Below are 15,956 nucleotides of genomic sequence, written 5' to 3' on the forward strand. Positions count from 1 at the left end.
AGCGTCAAAGTACCGTCATATGTTATAACCCCTAGCCAGTAAAGCATAGCCGAAACCTTATGAAAAAGTACGAAAATTTATTTAAACAGGCACTTAGTTCATTACTGCTGTTGGCATTCAGTGCCGCTGCGATGCAAGAATCTGTTTATACGCCCGGCGAACTTACCATTGCTGCCGAGCAATGGCTGGCACAGCAGATAGCAGCAGAAGATGCTGCCTCCACACAAATCAATGTTAATCCGTTGGATAACCGTATTGGCAGCAAAAGCTGTGTGCAGCCGCTGGAATTCAGCCTGTCGCAACCGCTCACGCAGCGCCAGAATACTATCCAGATACGCTGCGCTGCGCAAAGCGGCTGGCAGCTTTATGTCCCGGTACGCATTGATGAGATTGTGCAGGCGATAATATTGCAGCAAAATATTGCTTCAGGCAGCCTGATAACGGCCGATATGTTAACCACAGCAGAGCGTGAACGGCGCTTTATCCGCGGCAGTCTGGTTGAAAATGCTGCCAGTGTTATTGGTGCCCGAACCAAAAGAGCCCTGTCGATGGGACAAATTTTAACCTTGCAGGATCTTTGCCTTGTCTGCAAAGGAGATGTTGTTACAATATCAGTCAGTGACAATGGTCTTAGCGTTGCTGCAACCGGCGTAGCGCAATCTGATGGTAGCCTTGGAGATACTATCAGTGTGATGAACCAGCAGTCTAAACGCGCGATAAACGCTGAAGTGATCGCTGTCAATCATGTCAGAGTAAAATTTTAAAAATTTACTAAAGTTTTGCTGTTTAACGCCGTTAACCTGAACATAAGGAACTGTATTAAGGTGATGAGGTCCGAGCATGGCTATTAATATCAATAACTTGCAAAACACAACGCAAGTAAAAAACGACAAGGTTGAACAGAACGTTCAGCGTCAGCAGGCTGCTGTGCAACAAAATGCAACGCAAAATGCTAACCAGAAACAGGATTCAGTATCAATCACGCCGCAGGCACAGCAGTTTTCTAAACTGACTGAAAAGGCCTCAAATAGCAGCGGTATTGATCAGGAAAAGGTCGACAAGATCAAACAAGCGATCAGTGAAGGTAAGTACAAAATTAACGTTGAACAACTGGCGCGCCGTATCGTGCAGTTTGAAAGCGAGTTATTCGGTAAAAAATGACCGCAGCCGCCGACGCCATCACCGCTTTATTAAACCAGCAACAACAGCATCTGGATGAGCTGCTGTTGCTGTTGCGGCAAGAACTTGCCGCCCTGTCAAACCGCGACATCAATGAGCTGGAACGTATCACCAGTGCTAAATCAGTTGTACTACAACAACTGCAGCAAGCTGATCATCAGCTGGCGCAGGCTCCCGAGCTGGAAAGCATGAAGCAGCAAGACTGGTTTAAACAGCTGGTCACTAACATCGACCAGCAATTAGAACAGTGCAAACGCCACAACGATATTAATCAGCAAACGCTGGAACAAAGCCAGCTGACACTAGCCCGCTTTAAAACTGAGTTACTGGCCAGCAGAGGCAAATCCGGCCTGACCTATACCAATAAAGGTATGCCCACCGTAGACAATAAAGGCAAAGGCATTAAAGCTTAAGCAGCAGACATTACCCCTAGTAATATCTGACGCTTTTAATGGTTTGTTGTGGCCGGGTATTCTGATACAGATAATAAACCTGCTCAAAATCAAGCTCTAGCTCAGTTACATACACATCATCAACAGCATAGGTTTTTACTACCCGGGCGCCATTAATCACCCCTTTAACCGAAGCAGACAAGCGCTCATTCGTCAGTACCATGTCCTGCAGCTGATTATCAGCGTCAATTTTTTGGCCGTATACCATCTCTGTCAGTTCTTTATAGGCATCAAGCTTGGATGCTTTCATTGCCTGTAACATCTTTTGTTGCTGGTCATTACTCAGCTGTGCACTGATAGGCGCATAACCCACAGCCCGCAGCAGCGGAAATGATTCAGGTTTTATCGCTGTATATTCTATATGCTTGTTATACAACGCAGAACAACCACTTAGCAGCACGCTGCCAGCCAATGCAAGGCTTAACCACAGTTTCATATAACCTCCGTTCCATCCACCCGTTTATATTAAAGGTGCGTCTTCTATGGTGTTATGTCAGCAAAATTCGGGCCAGCATTCAGGCACGTATTTTGCTTTATTGATGTAAGTATTTACCGTGTGAAAAAAGCGATGAAACGACACCTTATTATCAGTGTGCTAAGCTCAGCCCTACTAAGCTTACCCGGTCAGGCTGCCTGGTATGAAGCAACCGGCCAGGCATTTATTACCCAGGGCAACGTGGAACAGGCCAGGCAGCAGGCAATTGACGATGCCGTAAAACGTGCCGCGCTTGCCGCCGGCGCCAGTGTCCGCAGCACGCAGGTAGTATTAAATGGCGTATTACAGCAAGAGCAGCTTGGCGTAAGTAGCCAGGGCGAGATCAAACAGCTGCAACTTATTACAGAGCAGCAACAAGGCGATTTGATCACGGTAACGTTAAGGTTGGATATTGAAGCACTGGGTAGCAGCTGTGAAGGCAATATATACCGTAAACCGCTGCTACTAAGCCAGGTGCAGCTGCATGCCAGGCAAGATGCTATTTATGGCCAGCTATTCGAGATCGGTGCCGATGTAACAAATCAGCTAAAGCTGCATATGCAGGATTACAGCCCGGCGGTGTTGGTTAAACCTATGCAGCAAAGCGTAACGGCACAGCAGCTGGTGTACCCGGATACCGACCGCATGTTCCGTCAGGGTAATCAGTATATACTGCTGGCACAAATTAATGATTTATCACTGGGCCAAAGCACTAACCGCTTCTGGCAGCAGTCGCAAAAAGAGCGTTTCTTCTCGCTGCAGGTAAGCCTGTACGATTTGTTTGAACAACACCTGGTATTCCAGCAGGAGTACCGCACCAGCGCCAACTGGCCATACGAAAGCAAAAGCACCCCGGCCAGCCATAGTCAGGCATTCTGGCAAATGCCGTATGGCCAGAAAATTGACCATTTGTTATCTGCCGTAGCAGAAGATGTGCAGCGTCAGTTACAGTGCGAGCCTTTGCTAAGCAGTATTCGCCAGGTAAAAGATAATCAGGTAATGCTGGAAATTGGCAAAATGCACGGCTTGCAACCGGGCGACGAATTACAGTTATTTCAATTACAGCGTCACCCTACCAGCCCGGGCATCAAGCGCCTGATTAAAGAAGCAGTGACCCTTAAGATAACCGACCTCAGCGAGCAGTACGCCTGGGCCAGCGGCAGCACTAAGCTGCTGCAACATATTCAGCAAGGCGATATTGTAAGTGTGCGGAAAATAGCCAGTTATTAAGGTTCAGGTTCCCAATCACTGCCCGGTCTGTTAGAATTTCGCCGCGTTGCCCCATAGTTAAATGGATATAACGGCCCCCTCCTAAGGGGCAGTTGCAGGTTCGATTCCTGCTGGGGCAGCCATTAGTCAGTTTAACCCGTCTAAACTGATCCGCCTCACAAAGAAAACCCCTTATATCAATTTTTATTAGTCTTAGCCTGTCTAGTCCGGTCTGGCGCATCTAATGTGTTTTGGCACCACAGCCTCTAATTCCCCCTACTACTGCAACTTTTACTCCCTCTTTAACGTATAACTAAGCGTATGAAATCACCTGGACTTTCCTGAAGAAGGGTAATTAGGGTACTAACAGAAATAGGGAGAAACCCGCGTGGCACGACCACTATCGATTAACTTTGCATCTGAGTGTGCTTTTGCAGCCACTTCAGACTTGGTCGACTTGGTCGATCGCAGGTGTGCAATCAGCCTGGATTTAGGGGGCGGCCACATAGTGCCATTAGAAAAAACCACCTTTAATACACACCCTGAGGCATTGTTTGCACAAACGTTCCCTTTCTCTGGCAACAGTACCTGGTCAGCTAACGACCAGATGGGCTTCATTACCAAAGGCACAGGCAGCAGACGAGGTGAGGTGTTAATTACCTTTCGCGGCAGTACACGCTTAAAGGATGATTATCTGTATATCGATGGCGGATTCTTGCCAGGGACCAGCCCGAAAGGCTTTGCGGTGCATGGTGCATTTGCCAAAGTGTTCCAAAGTTGCTTGCCTGGTATTCGGGCTATATTAGGTAATATCGGTGAATATCACACGGTTCATTGTGTTGGGCACAGCATGGGTGGTGCATTGGCCACCTTATGTGCCGAACATTTCGTCAACTCTTACGTTACACCCTATTTATATACTTTTGGCGCCCCCCGGGTTGGTATGTTGCCGCACGCACTTTATATGCAAAAACATTTGGGAGAGCGTCTTAACCGTTACTATTATGCCGGTGACGTAGTGACCTGGTTGCCGATGCTGCCGTTTGTGCATATGACAGGCAAACGCCTGATTTCTCCCGATTCCTGGTCTGGCAGTCATATCGGTTACAGGGAGCCCAACGGATTGGTATTGGCCGACAGTAACAATGCACAAGTCAGAGCAGAATCCTGGGCGCAGGCTGAGCAACTTATCTCACAAGGCATGAATGCCGGTGGCGGCTGTGGCATGGAGTCCAGACGCTGGCGGTATTTCACCCAGGCCTTCCATAAAATATTATATGTTGTAGGTGCTACGGTTGGGCTAATAGTGACCGCCCCCGGCACAGTGGTTGATCAGATAGTTTCCCTCATTTCCTGGGGGTGTACCCAAGATCCAAAAAGACGTCCACTAATAGTGCGCTGGCTGGTTGGCTCATTTCAGGCGCTGGGTAAAATCGTCACTGTCGGCAAAGACACCTTTGTTGCTATGTTACGCTACATTCTGGGCCTGATGTTAAGCCAGATAAAAACCAAAACCGAACGCGAATTATTCCAGGCAAGACAACTTGAAGCGATTAACCAAAAACGCAAACAGGTTATCCGTTTTAACCGCTGATATACACACCGGGCAGCCAGATTAGGCTGGCCCGGTGTTGCCTTTTTGCTGACTATTCAGCCAGCCTGTAACTGAATTGGCCGTCTTCAACGCCGACACTGATTGCAGTAATAGGCGTTCCCGCCAACATGCGATTGAGTATTTTGGTACTTAGCTCTGGCAATAGCGTGTTGGTTAAAATGGCATCAATCATCCGTCCGCCACTTTCAAGCTCGGTACAACGGCTAACAACCACATCGACCACCGCATCAGAGTAATCAAACGCAATGCCCTGCCCATGCTCAATGCGCTGTTTTATGCGATCAAGCTGCAAACGGGTAATCGAATTTAGCATCTGATTCGACAGCGGATAATAAGGAATCGACACAATACGCCCCAGCAGCGCAGCCGGGAAAATCTGTAACTGTGGCTCACGCAGCGCTTTAACGATACTCTCCGGCTCAGGCAACAGCTCCGGGTCGTTACAGATGTTCATGATCAAATCGCTGCCCACATTGGAGGTCAGCAAAATAAGCGTATTTTTAAAATCAATTAATCGCCCTTCGCCATCTTCCATTACACCTTTGTCAAATACCTGGAAGAAAATCTCATGCACATCCGGGTGGGCTTTTTCCACTTCATCCAGTAATACCACTGAATAGGGTTTGCGCCGTACTGCCTCAGTTAAAATACCGCCCTCACCATAACCGACGTAGCCCGGCGGCGCGCCTTTAAGGGTTGATACGGTATGTGCTTCCTGAAACTCACTCATATTAATGGTGATCACATTTTGCTCGCCGCCGTACAGCGCTTCGGCAAGGGTCAAGGCTGTTTCGGTTTTACCTGTGCCGGAAGGGCCACACAGCATAAACACCCCAATCGGTTTATTCGGGTTATCCAGCCCGGCACGCGAGGTTTGAATGCGTTTGGCGATCATCTCCATAGCATGATCCTGGCCGATGACACGCTCCTGCATAATTTCGGCTAACGACAAAATACGCTGTACTTCATCGCCGACCATTTTGCCGACGGGTATGCCCGTCCAATCAGCCACTACACTGGCAATAGCCTGCTCATCACAACTGGGCAGAATTAACGGTGACTCTTGCTGTAATGCGCTAAGCTGTGCCCGCAAATCAGCCAGTATGGCTTTTTCACTGGCGATTAATGCCAGAGTATCGGCTGCAGTTTGTTCCTCTGTGGCACTGTCTTTAGGGTTGACCAATTCACGTAAGCGTCGCTGGGTCGCCAGTAGTTTTTCAACCAGTTGTGTTTCCGTTTGCCACCTTTCAGTTAATTGCGCGGCCAGGGTGTTTTCCTGCTCAATTTTCGCCTTAACCTGCTCAATCCGGGCATCATGTGCCACGCCCATCGCCGCTTCGTTGGCCAGCATTTTGGCTTCGGTAGTAAGGTTTTCAAGCCGCTGTTTGCAGTCTTCCAACGCAAAGGGCGTCGCATACTGGCTCACAGCCACCCGGGCTGCTGCTGTATCCAGCAAGCTTACCGCTTTATCCGGTAACTGGCGCGATGGAATATAGCGGTGGGATAATCTGACGGCGGCCTCAATAGCAGAATCACGTATTTCAACTTTGTGATGCTGCTCCAGCATGCCAGTGATATTACGCAGCATTAATATGGCGTTTTCTTCGCTTGGCTCTTCTACTTTGACCACCTGAAAACGACGGGTCAGCGCTGGGTCTTTTTCAATGTGTTTTTTATACTCAGCCCAGGTAGTTGCGCCAATGGTACGCAGCTCACCCCGCGCCAGTGCGGGCTTAAGTAAGTTTGCTGCATCGCCGGTGCCGGCAGCGCCACCGGCACCAACCAGCGTATGGGTTTCATCAATAAAGGTAATAATCGGCTGGGTTGAGCTTTTAACTTCTTCAATGACTTGCTTCAGGCGGTTTTCAAACTCGCCTTTCATGCTGGCGCCAGCCTGCAATAAACCTATATCAAGGCTTAACAGTTTGACGTTTTTAAGCGCCGGCGGCACATCGCCTTTGACGATGCGATGAGCAAACCCCTCTACCACCGCGGTTTTACCTACCCCGGCCTCGCCGGTCAGGATCGGGTTGTTCTGACGACGACGCATTAAAATATCTATCAGCTGGCGGATTTCATCATCACGGCCGATAATCGGGTCCAGCTTAGCGCTGCGCGCCTGTTCGGTCAGATCAACGGTAAATTGTGCCAACGCCGCCTGTTTACCGCCAGCGCCGGAAGCCATTGCCGCACTGGCCACGCCGGGTTCAGCCCCCATATTGCTGCCATCATTGGCTGCCAGGCCATCTTCACTGGAACCGGCGACAATATCCTGTAAATTTTCGCTAAATTCAGTCAGTTTAATTTTGCCAAATTCGTTTGATATCGCCAGCAAAGCGCTTTTCAGCTGGCGGGTTTGCAACATGCCCAATATTACATACGCCATGCGTACTTTACTGTCGCCATAAGCCAAAGAGCCATACACCCAGCCCCGCTCAATGGCATCTTCGATATGGCTCGATAAATCCGAAATCGAAGAGGCACCGCGCGGTAAGGCTTCAAGACAGTTGGTGATGTCTTTGGCGAATACTGAAGGCTCAAACTCAAAGTGCTTGGCAATACGGTGTAAGTCAGAGTCAGGCAGCTGCAGAACCTGTTGAAACCAATGCACAATTTCAACATAAGGATTGCCCTTTAGTTTGCAGTAAACCGTTGCACTTTCCACGGCTTTAAACGCAAGCGGGTTAAGCTTGCCGAATAAATTGACCCGGCTAATTTCAGCCATGTTAGGATCCTTTTAGTTATTAAAATCAATATTGTTGTCGATAAGCAATATGCGCCGGACTCTGGCTGTGCGTGTGCGTCCAGCTGTTAACCCCCAATGCACAGTTTCCCAGGTTGGCGCTTTGCTGTTGCTGTGCTGCCAGTTTGAGCTGGATGCTATAGCTGTATTCGCTGCCGACGATACTTGCCGTCAGTTGACGGATTTTTTGCAACTGTTGCCGGTTAGCCAGTAGCGCCATGTAATCGGCATAACACAGTGGGCCGACGGTGATGCCAAAATTAAAACTGCGCTGAAAACTGGCGGCGCCAAGCAAGGCGCCCTGCCCCAAACAAGCGTGAGCTTGCCCAAGCCGGCTAACGTCCTGTTCAGGCAGGTCATACCATTGGCCTTCAAACTCGTGAATTTCTACCGGCTGTTGTAACAACACCGCCAGCGCCTGTTGCAACATGCCCGCGCTGCTGTGTTTCTGGCTGAGCAAGCCCGCCAGATATTGATTAAGATGATTCTGCTGAGCAGATTGATCGGAGTTAGCCGTCCCGCTAAACACAGCAACACGCTGCGCAAAATGATCGCCATGACGCTGGTCGCGCAGCGTGTCACTTTGACGATAAGCATGATCGTGGCTGACAGCAGGTTGTGCATCCGCCCAGGCCCGGTAAAACAGTGAAATAAAACGGTGATGGAAGATGTCACAAAACTCAGCCAGCGTTTTGTCCTGATAACGGTATTTACGCTCTATCGCGTACTCAGTCAGATGGTGCGGCAAGGCGCCATTTATGCCAAACAAGCCCCAATACACATTATTAAGTTTGTATTGCTGGCTTTGAGGTTGTTCAACCACTTCAGCAAACGCCGAGGCATGAAAATGCAGCTGCGGAGACTGCCCTAACCGAAAGGCATCCTGTTGCAGAGAAATGGAGTAACCCAAACGCTCATGCAGCGGCGAATTGGCATCCAGATACCTTAATAACGCCTCAAAACCCTGCTCATGCAATGCAGCAGGGTTATGTGCCAGCGCAGTTAAATAGTGCTTCGAGAGCCGATTCTGATGGGCCATTGATGGATCTCGCCGCGCTCAGATGAGCGTAATACAAATTTAGAAAACGAATTGGCACTGACGTATTGGGCAAAAAACCTGTCCAGTACCATGCCAAGTAAAAAGGCGCTGCTGCCCTCAAAGGCGGTTTCATCCACCGTCAGAGTAATTTCGACCCCCCGGCCAAAACAAATTGGCCCGGCAAATGGCAGCCGTGCCGATACCGCTTTGGTGGCAAAGCCAATCAAACCGTCTATCTGTTTGTTTTGCGAGTGATTGTGCTTATTGACCATCAGGCCCAGCAGCTTTTTCAGCGCAGCCAAAGCCGCGTTTTCATCACCGTCAAAGCCCAGAAAGTTTAACGACAGTAAATTAATCAGGTCCCAGCTGATATTGCCGCGATTCAGTGGCGGGGTTGGGCTGGTCGGCTCGCCCAAACAGCGCACTGCCGTGCAGGGGGCACCGGTATCAATGGTAAAATCGGTGCTGGTTTTGCCAAGTGGCATCATCAGCGGTAAATCACGGTTGCAGCACAGTGTTTCCACCGCCAGTTGGCGTAAATCGCCGGCATAAGGTGCTGCTTTGGGGTCAACTATCGTTAAGTAAACCTCTGAGCCAATGTAGCTGGAACGATGTCCGAATTTGCGCTGGTTTACACTCATCGCCCTGGTGCGACGGCTTTGGGTAAAATAGGCCTGATTGCGGTTCACACTGCTGGTAGATGGCGCGTATAACGGTGCCATCGGCTTAGCCTCGTCAATGGCACTGCCGTACGCGGTGACGTTTTCAATCGTACAGACTTCATAGTCAAGCGGTCGCAAGCGATCAGGGATCACCTGAAATTCATGACTGGCGTGAGACAAATTGATCCGCTCAGCCCGTTTCGGAAACAAGTTTATCGCCGGCACACTGTGCAACGCAAAGTTACTCACACTCACCCGGTTATCCAGGCGGCGGTCATAGTGGTCGAGTAACAGCAATAACGTCACGCTCTGATGATCGCAGCGGCTGATACTGGCTTGCAGGTTTTGTAGCGTAAAAAACAAAAAACGCTGCGGAAATGCAAACCACTCGCGTAATAAGCGAAAACCATCAAATTGACGCTGACAAAAAGGCAATAGCGCATGTTCGGGGCTAAATTCCGCTGACACTATCTGGCTTTCATCCTGTTGATTACGCCAGACAGAATCGCCGCTTTTGACCATCATGCCCAGGTAACCTTTAAACAGCGCTTCGAGTAAGTAAAACGGAAACGACTCGCTACCGCGGATATAAAAATTGAGGCTATCGAGGCTAAGATCAGATACTTTTATATTGTCAGGTGTTTCAAGAGTAATTTTAATCGCACTTTTGGCCATTTTAAGTGGTCCGGCCAGCGCAGTGTCATCCCCGCCATACGCCAGCAAATCCTGCGAATGCACATATTCGGCCTGCGTCAGGGTTAACGGCCACAACGTCATCTCCCGCGACGTCCGGTATTCACAGGGGGTTTGCTCATCTTTGCCAAGCAAGCTAAATAACGACGTGTGTTTAGCGATATTAACGCCACCCAGCAAACTGCCCTCTTCATAATCTGGCTGAAATTGCGCCACCAGCATTGACGGCACAGGCTGTAAAAACGTCGGAAACAACAGCTCAAGCAAATGTTGGGTAAATTCAGGAAAGGACGCGTCGAGTTTGCGATGCACCCGCGCCGATAAAAACGCAAAGCCTTCCAGTAAGCGCTCCACATAAGGGTCGGAGCAATCAAAACCGTCCAGCCCCAAACGGCCGGCAATTTTGGGGTACTCTTTGGCAAACTCAGCGCCGGACTCACGAATAAACTTGAGTTCCTGGTTATAAAGTTCGAGAAATCTAGCGTCCATTTCAGTTACCCACTTTATGCGTTAACGCCATTGCTTAACGGCAACATGGCCATTGTCGATATCCACCTCGGTTTGCAAAAACAACTGCAATGGAATGGGTTGAGCCCACAGGTCTGCATTTATCTCGAAGCTAAGGGTATTGCCGCTCATTTCCTCGCGTTGAAAAATGACTTTAACCAGTAAAGAAGAGGCAATGATCCGCGGTTCATATTGCTTAATGCATTTCACAATTTCGCGCTCTAACGCCAGGGTGTTGAGCGAAGACGCCACCAGGCCGGACAGGTCGGGAATACCGAAATTCAGTGTCGAGCTTTGCACTTCTTTGTAGGCCTTAAGATCCATGCTGGCTTCAGCGGCCACACTATTGAGTAACCAACCCAGATCACGCAGCACCAACTCTTTCAAGCGGGCAACAGAGATAACCCGCTTATCACGCTGTTCGCTTTTTTTGTCCGGTTCATCGTCGGTCAGGCGGTCAAGTAACGACAGCTGCAACCGTTCTTTTTGTGATAATTCAGGCATGGCAGTTAATCAAATTCGATAACCTGAATATTCAGCAGCGCAAATTCAGCACCGTCACTTATCAACACCCGCTGCCCCTGGCCAATATAAAAATCGGCACACGGCGACGACCAGTCACAGACTTTGGCTAACTTTTGCTCATCGGTTGTCGTAGCGGTAATGGGGTATCGAACCGGCATAAAAATAATAAACTGCGCGTTATTTTTTAATGTCAGCCTGGCGGGCCGCCAAACAACATCACGTAAATCTTCTACGGCTTCGAACTCAATTCGTTTGACCTCGCTATAAGGCAATTGAAAATAGCCGCCATTCAGCATGATCTCAAAACAAGGGCCAAAGCGCATATCACCGTCGGTTAACCAGCTAAACGGTTTGCCATCAATGTTACCTGCCACTTCAGGAGCAGCATCAACACCGGCGAAGGCTTCGGTTCTGGCCTGTTCAAATTGCTGTTGCTGACAATACTGCAGTACTTGAGAAAAACGATACATCCATGCCGGGCGTGCACCAAAACAGGGGCCAGGCGCATCGGCGCTTAATACGGCTTGCCGCTTCTGTTCACTGTCGATAAGCAACGAGTAGGTATTCACCAAAGGCAAGTTAGCATCAGACATTTTGCGTAACAGTTCCAGCTGCGACAGCGCACGTGTCCAATCCTGTTCAACACATGCCAGCTGAAACAAAAACACGCGTAAATCCATATTGGTAGGCGATTGTTTGATTTGTGCAAATAGCTGCGCCTTGCACGCATCTAACTCACCCTGATGAAGCAATGCTTCCGCTGACATAAATTGGCCCTTCGGTGTTGCGGTGTTCTGATAAACAACAAAGCAGCGATGCTGCCGCCACAGGCGACAGCATCAATGTTGTTATTTCTTGGTGTTTTCCGGAATGTTGAACGCAAAATCAACCGCAGCCGCGCCAGAGCCATCATCATTTTGCGGTACGTAAGACACTTTGATTTCAGCAAAATTAAGCGTTAATTGCTCTGTCAGCATGTCTTCACCACCCGAGCCACCGGTTGAATATGAGCTGACGATCAGATCTTTCATATCAATCTTGATGTACTCCAGAGGCTTGCCGCCAGCCTTACGCACGATCAGTTGCGCTTTGACAATATGCTCACCTGTAGCCACGTATTCCATCAATGTTGCCGACGCTTTATCAACATATTTGGTGATACTGATGTCCTGGAAGCTGGCCTTACCGGCACCGCCGCCACTGGACAAATGTGTACTACCAGACTGGCTCAGACCCCAGCTCCAGGCCAGCACATGAATACTGTCTTTGTGTACTTTATCTTTAGACTCACCTTTGATTTTTTCTAACTTTAAAAACATATCTACAGCCATGATTACTCTCCTTTAAGGTTTGATGGCATACGGACTTTAAATTCTGCTGTGGGCAAAAATTACCCCTGACCGGCAGGCAGCTTGGAGACTAATCTCAACGAGGCTGTCAAACCTTCCAACTGGTAATGCGGTTTCAAGAAAAATTTGGCGCTGTAATAACCCGGGCTGCCTTCCACTTCTTCTACGGTCACCGCGGCATCCGCTAACGGTTTACGGGCTTTGGTTTCTTCACTTGAAGTGGTAGGGGCACCATCAACATAATTGTTGATCCAGCCTTGCAGCCACTTCTGCATGTCGGTTTGCGAACTGAATGACCCCACTTTGTCGCGCACAATACACTTCAGATAATGGGCAAAACGGGTAGTCGCGAACAGATACGGCAGTCTGGCAGCCAGTGCAGCGTTGGCAGTCGCATCAGGGTTATCGTATTCCGCTGGTTTTTGCAGCGTTTGCGCACCGATAAAGGCAGCCATGTCGCTGTTTTTACGGTGGATCAGCGGCATGATGCCGCAGGCAGATAGTTCGGCTTCACGACGGTCACTGATAGCAACTTCCGTCGGACACTTCATGTCGACACCGCCATCATCGCTTGGGAAGGTATGTACCGGCAGGCCTTGCACAGCCCCGCCCGACTCTATACCGCGAATACGTGAGCACCAGCCATACTCTTTAAAGGAACGGTTGATATTCACCGCCAGCGAATAGGCCGCATTAGTCCACACATAATTAGCGCCGTCACTGCCGCTGACATTTTCGTCAAAGGCGAAGCTTTCTACCGGATTGTCTTTACCATAAGGTAAACGCGACAACACGCGTGGCATGGTTAATGAAATATACTTAGCATCTTCGGTCTCACGCAGTGAGCGGAATGACGCATATTCCGGCGTAGAGAAAACCTTGGTTAAATCGCGCGGATTCGTCAGCTCGTTCCAGCTATCCATTTGCAGCAAACTGGGGGCTGCCGCTGTCAGGAAAGGCGAATGTGATGCCGCACAAATTTTCGACATGCTGGATAATAGAGCAACATCGCCGGGGCTGTTATCAAAATAATAATCCCCTACGATTGAGCCAAAAGGTTCACCACCGAACTGGCCATATTCTTCTTCGTAGAACTTCTTGAAAATGGGGCTTTGATCCCAGGCAGTACCCGCGAATTTCTTCAGGTTCTTACCCAGTTCCTTTTTCGAGATGTTGAACACTTTAATCTTCAGGTATTCATCCGACTCGGTGTTATTCACCAGATAATGCAAACCACGCCAGGTACCTTCCAGCGTCTGGAAATCTTCATGATGCAAAATGGCATTGATTTGTTCGGTCAGCTTTTTATCAATTTCGGCCACTATGGCTTCAATCGAATGCACGGTGTCTTCTGAAATGCTGCTGATATTTTGCAGCGCATACCCGGCCAGCGTTGAGACGGCCTTTTCAACCTCGTTTCTGGCGCGATCTGATTTGGGTTTAAACTCTTTTTGCAATAACGCCGCAAAAGAATCCGAGTTCAGGGTTTCAACACCGGCTTCGGCGGCTACATTAAGTTCTTGCTCAGCCATAATTATGCGTCCTTCGTGCTGTCAGTTGCGTCATCTTGCGGTTTGGCGCTGGCACTGAGGGTTTCCAGCAGCGCCGGATCAGCAAGCACTTTGGCAATCAGTTGTTCTGCCCCTTCTTTGCCGTCCATATAAGTCACCAGATTGGCCAGTTGGGTACGGGCTTCCAGCAGCTGCTTTAAGCCTTCTGTCTTTTTGGCGATAGCTTCAGGAGAGAAGTCGTCGATGCTTTCGAAGGTCATTTCAATTGGCAGATTACCTTCACCGGTTAAGGTGTTTGGCACAGAGAACTGCACTCGCGGTTTAGCAGCTTTTAATCTGTCATCAAAATTATCAACATCGATTTCCAGTGCTTTGCGTTCTGAAATTGACGGCAAGGGTTCAGCCGGGTTACCGGTCAAATCGGCCATCACGCCCATTACAAAAGGGATCTGCACCTTTTTCTCGGCACCGTAAAGCTCAACGTCATATTCAATCTGTACTCTTGGCGCTCTGTTGCGCGCTATGAATTTTTGACCGCTGGACATGTATTCTCCTGTTTTCAATAATTTGCTTTGTAAACCCAATCGCCGTGCGCTGCTGTTGACGTTTGGCGTCAAACTAAACCTTTACTGCAAGTGCTCTCACCATGAATCATCCGAACCTGACGGCTCGGCTGGTGAAGCCCCTTCGCTGGTTCCGCCTAACTGGTACAGCGCAGGCAGTGCATCGGGATAAATATCTTTAATAATTTCAAAGAAATCCTTATTCACCAGTTTCAATGCACGGCCAATCAACATCGGCAGCGGGCTTGACGGCTCATATCTGGCGTAGTACTCGTTTATCGCATGCAGGCAGCGCTCTACATCCGCTCGGCTCGCGATAGCCCCGGGCGCCACTTTTACAGCCGTAACCTCAGCCTGAGCCTGACTGGCAGAGTGTTCAGCCTGGCGGCTTTGTTGGTTAGCTGCTGTTGCAGATTTTTCATCCAATTCAGCGGTTCCATCGTCTTGAGAGCCAAGCCCGGCATACTGCTCCAGCACTTTGCCAATCTGCGTTAACAGGTCAGCAAGCTGTGCAAAATTCACCGTATACTGATGTCCGGCCTGAGCAATTAAACAGCTATTGATACTCGTCAAACTTGTTAAGCTGTACGCGACAGCCTCGTATAAAAGTTGCAGTTGCCCGGAATTATTTTCGGTAAAGATGGCTCTGATCTGGCTTTCGCTTAATCCGTTATCACTGTCACCAGAGTGGCTTAATGAATTCAGCGATACCTGACCAACGCCGCGCGCGCTGGCCAGTGGCAACGCTTTGAGCGTCTTACTGATGAAGGCTTCATTCAAATAAGCCAGTGCCGTTACCCGCTCAAGCGGATCGCCATCGTCTTCATCCAGCGGCGGATACAACGCCTGCCAGTGGTTTTCAAATAAAAACGCCAGGCCTTGCAAACAAGCCGCAAACTCCGTTAACCCATCGGTGTTCACCACTGCTTGCGCCAGCACACAAATCAGTTTGATGTCTTTAGTTTGTTCGAGATAAGCCAGTGCCTGCTTTTTCACCACCCGCCAGTCAGGTGGTTCAGCAGGAAACGTATTTTCACCGTCGTAACGCTCCGGCGTGCCTTGTGCCATAAAAAAGAAATTCTGAAATTCGGCATCATCTTCCAGGTTTTGCCCGCATACCGCGTCGTCTGCCAAAGGCTCAGAAATTAATTGTTGGTAATCCATTCATCACACCTAACCGGGGCCGCTCAGCCCTTGTAACTGCCTTTCACATTAAAACTGCAGGCAACCGCAGCATTAAATAAAAGTGCTTATTTGAAGCTAGTTACGCAGCTGGATGAGAATAAGTTGCAGCAAGTCAGAACATGCAATGCAAAGATAAGCTGTTGTACCCGTTGCGGGTGTGAGTTGAAGCAGTGTTCGACTGTGCCAGCGCCCACTGCAACTAATCCATCAGTGGCTGCGTAAGTCGCTATGTCGAACGTGGTTGCAGGT

General features: G+C 49.2%; 15 protein-coding genes and 1 tRNA gene. 6 read left to right on the forward strand and 10 right to left on the reverse strand.

Features of this window, described 5'->3' with window-relative positions; all coding sequences use genetic code 11:
- The first annotated feature begins 59 nt into the window (after positions 1 to 59).
- From flgA to flgN, 3 genes are all read left to right on the forward strand, one after another.
- Positions 60 to 764: a flagellar basal body P-ring formation chaperone FlgA gene (flgA, locus tag AC5SV9_RS03750; protein ID WP_475153134.1), complete on the forward strand. Its 705-nt coding sequence runs from the start codon at positions 60 to 62 to the stop codon at positions 762 to 764.
- Between the two features lie 76 nt (positions 765 to 840).
- A complete protein-coding gene (gene flgM, locus AC5SV9_RS03755; RefSeq protein WP_134053683.1) occupies positions 841 to 1,161 on the forward strand; it encodes a flagellar biosynthesis anti-sigma factor FlgM in 321 nt (106 codons plus the stop codon).
- Positions 1,158 to 1,592: a flagellar export chaperone FlgN gene (flgN, locus tag AC5SV9_RS03760; protein ID WP_475153133.1), complete on the forward strand. Its 435-nt coding sequence runs from the start codon at positions 1,158 to 1,160 to the stop codon at positions 1,590 to 1,592. The genes flgM and flgN overlap by 4 nt, the downstream gene beginning before the upstream one ends.
- Positions 1,593 to 1,608: 16 nt before the next feature.
- Here the strand turns inward: flgN and AC5SV9_RS03765 are convergent, their stop codons facing one another.
- Positions 1,609 to 2,067, reverse strand: coding sequence for an LPP20 family lipoprotein (locus AC5SV9_RS03765; RefSeq protein ID WP_475153132.1), 459 nt, complete (start codon positions 2,065 to 2,067; stop codon positions 1,609 to 1,611).
- 132 nt (positions 2,068 to 2,199) lie between these two features.
- On the opposite strand from AC5SV9_RS03765, the gene AC5SV9_RS03770 reads away from it, so the two are divergent.
- The 3 genes from AC5SV9_RS03770 to AC5SV9_RS03780 all read left to right on the forward strand — a co-directional run bounded on the left by AC5SV9_RS03770 (position 2,200) and on the right by AC5SV9_RS03780 (position 4,909).
- Positions 2,200 to 3,336, forward strand: a complete 1,137-nt coding sequence (locus AC5SV9_RS03770) for a flagellar assembly protein T N-terminal domain-containing protein (protein WP_495473535.1) — start codon at positions 2,200 to 2,202, stop codon at positions 3,334 to 3,336.
- Between the two features lie 47 nt (positions 3,337 to 3,383).
- Positions 3,384 to 3,458 (forward strand) — tRNA-Arg (locus AC5SV9_RS03775).
- Positions 3,459 to 3,703: 245 nt separating this feature from the next.
- On the forward strand, positions 3,704 to 4,909 hold the full coding sequence (locus AC5SV9_RS03780; RefSeq protein ID WP_475153129.1) for a lipase family protein: 1,206 nt from the start codon (positions 3,704 to 3,706) through the stop codon (positions 4,907 to 4,909).
- A 52-nt stretch (positions 4,910 to 4,961) separates the two neighbouring features.
- Here the strand turns inward: AC5SV9_RS03780 and tssH are convergent, their stop codons facing one another.
- From tssH to tssA, 9 genes are all read right to left on the reverse strand, one after another.
- Positions 4,962 to 7,655: a type VI secretion system ATPase TssH gene (gene tssH, locus AC5SV9_RS03785; protein WP_475153127.1), complete on the reverse strand. Its 2,694-nt coding sequence runs from the start codon at positions 7,653 to 7,655 to the stop codon at positions 4,962 to 4,964.
- 25 nt (positions 7,656 to 7,680) lie between these two features.
- Positions 7,681 to 8,712 carry a type VI secretion system baseplate subunit TssG gene (tssG, locus tag AC5SV9_RS03790; protein ID WP_475153125.1) on the reverse strand — a complete coding sequence of 344 codons (1,032 nt, stop codon included), beginning with the start codon at positions 8,710 to 8,712 and terminating at the stop codon, positions 7,681 to 7,683.
- On the reverse strand, positions 8,676 to 10,556 hold the full coding sequence (gene tssF / locus AC5SV9_RS03795; protein ID WP_475153124.1) for a type VI secretion system baseplate subunit TssF: 1,881 nt from the start codon (positions 10,554 to 10,556) through the stop codon (positions 8,676 to 8,678). The genes tssG and tssF overlap by 37 nt, the downstream gene beginning before the upstream one ends.
- A gap of 21 nt (positions 10,557 to 10,577) precedes the next feature.
- Positions 10,578 to 11,078, reverse strand: coding sequence for a type VI secretion system baseplate subunit TssE (tssE, locus tag AC5SV9_RS03800; protein ID WP_273024129.1), 501 nt, complete (start codon positions 11,076 to 11,078; stop codon positions 10,578 to 10,580).
- A gap of 5 nt (positions 11,079 to 11,083) precedes the next feature.
- Complete coding sequence (locus AC5SV9_RS03805; RefSeq protein WP_475153123.1) at positions 11,084 to 11,866, reverse strand: type VI secretion system accessory protein TagJ; 783 nt, start codon at positions 11,864 to 11,866, stop codon at positions 11,084 to 11,086.
- A gap of 81 nt (positions 11,867 to 11,947) precedes the next feature.
- Positions 11,948 to 12,430 (reverse strand): Hcp family type VI secretion system effector, encoded by a 483-nt coding sequence (locus AC5SV9_RS03810; protein WP_475153121.1) that lies wholly within the window; start codon positions 12,428 to 12,430, stop codon positions 11,948 to 11,950.
- 59 nt (positions 12,431 to 12,489) lie between these two features.
- The gene (gene tssC, locus AC5SV9_RS03815) at positions 12,490 to 13,980 is read right to left on the reverse strand and encodes a type VI secretion system contractile sheath large subunit (RefSeq protein ID WP_475153119.1); all 1,491 of its coding nucleotides are present in this window, start codon (positions 13,978 to 13,980) and stop codon (positions 12,490 to 12,492) included.
- Between the two features lie 2 nt (positions 13,981 to 13,982).
- Positions 13,983 to 14,504: a type VI secretion system contractile sheath small subunit gene (gene tssB / locus AC5SV9_RS03820; protein WP_273024133.1), complete on the reverse strand. Its 522-nt coding sequence runs from the start codon at positions 14,502 to 14,504 to the stop codon at positions 13,983 to 13,985.
- A 96-nt stretch (positions 14,505 to 14,600) separates the two neighbouring features.
- The gene (gene tssA / locus AC5SV9_RS03825) at positions 14,601 to 15,686 is read right to left on the reverse strand and encodes a type VI secretion system protein TssA (protein WP_475153117.1); all 1,086 of its coding nucleotides are present in this window, start codon (positions 15,684 to 15,686) and stop codon (positions 14,601 to 14,603) included.
- Positions 15,687 to 15,956 lie beyond the last annotated feature (270 nt).

The organism is Rheinheimera sp. ATLC3 (genome assembly GCF_059429535.1).

Excerpts from the sequence above, each read along its gene's own strand:
- flgA (WP_475153134.1), top strand. The coding sequence starts at position 60 with ATGAAAAAGTACGAAAATTTATTTAAACAGGCACTTAGTTCATTACTG.
- flgM (WP_134053683.1), top strand. The coding sequence starts at position 841 with ATGGCTATTAATATCAATAACTTGCAAAACACAACGCAAGTAAAAAAC.
- flgN (WP_475153133.1), top strand. The coding sequence starts at position 1,158 with ATGACCGCAGCCGCCGACGCCATCACCGCTTTATTAAACCAGCAACAA.
- AC5SV9_RS03765 (WP_475153132.1), bottom strand. The coding sequence starts at position 2,067 with ATGAAACTGTGGTTAAGCCTTGCATTGGCTGGCAGCGTGCTGCTAAGT.
- AC5SV9_RS03770 (WP_495473535.1), top strand. The coding sequence starts at position 2,200 with ATGAAACGACACCTTATTATCAGTGTGCTAAGCTCAGCCCTACTAAGC.
- tssH (WP_475153127.1), bottom strand. The coding sequence starts at position 7,655 with ATGGCTGAAATTAGCCGGGTCAATTTATTCGGCAAGCTTAACCCGCTT.
- tssG (WP_475153125.1), bottom strand. The coding sequence starts at position 8,712 with ATGGCCCATCAGAATCGGCTCTCGAAGCACTATTTAACTGCGCTGGCA.
- tssF (WP_475153124.1), bottom strand. The coding sequence starts at position 10,556 with ATGGACGCTAGATTTCTCGAACTTTATAACCAGGAACTCAAGTTTATT.
- tssE (WP_273024129.1), bottom strand. The coding sequence starts at position 11,078 with ATGCCTGAATTATCACAAAAAGAACGGTTGCAGCTGTCGTTACTTGAC.
- AC5SV9_RS03805 (WP_475153123.1), bottom strand. The coding sequence starts at position 11,866 with ATGTCAGCGGAAGCATTGCTTCATCAGGGTGAGTTAGATGCGTGCAAG.
- AC5SV9_RS03810 (WP_475153121.1), bottom strand. The coding sequence starts at position 12,430 with ATGGCTGTAGATATGTTTTTAAAGTTAGAAAAAATCAAAGGTGAGTCT.
- tssC (WP_475153119.1), bottom strand. The coding sequence starts at position 13,980 with ATGGCTGAGCAAGAACTTAATGTAGCCGCCGAAGCCGGTGTTGAAACC.
- tssB (WP_273024133.1), bottom strand. The coding sequence starts at position 14,504 with ATGTCCAGCGGTCAAAAATTCATAGCGCGCAACAGAGCGCCAAGAGTA.
- tssA (WP_475153117.1), bottom strand. The coding sequence starts at position 15,686 with ATGGATTACCAACAATTAATTTCTGAGCCTTTGGCAGACGACGCGGTA.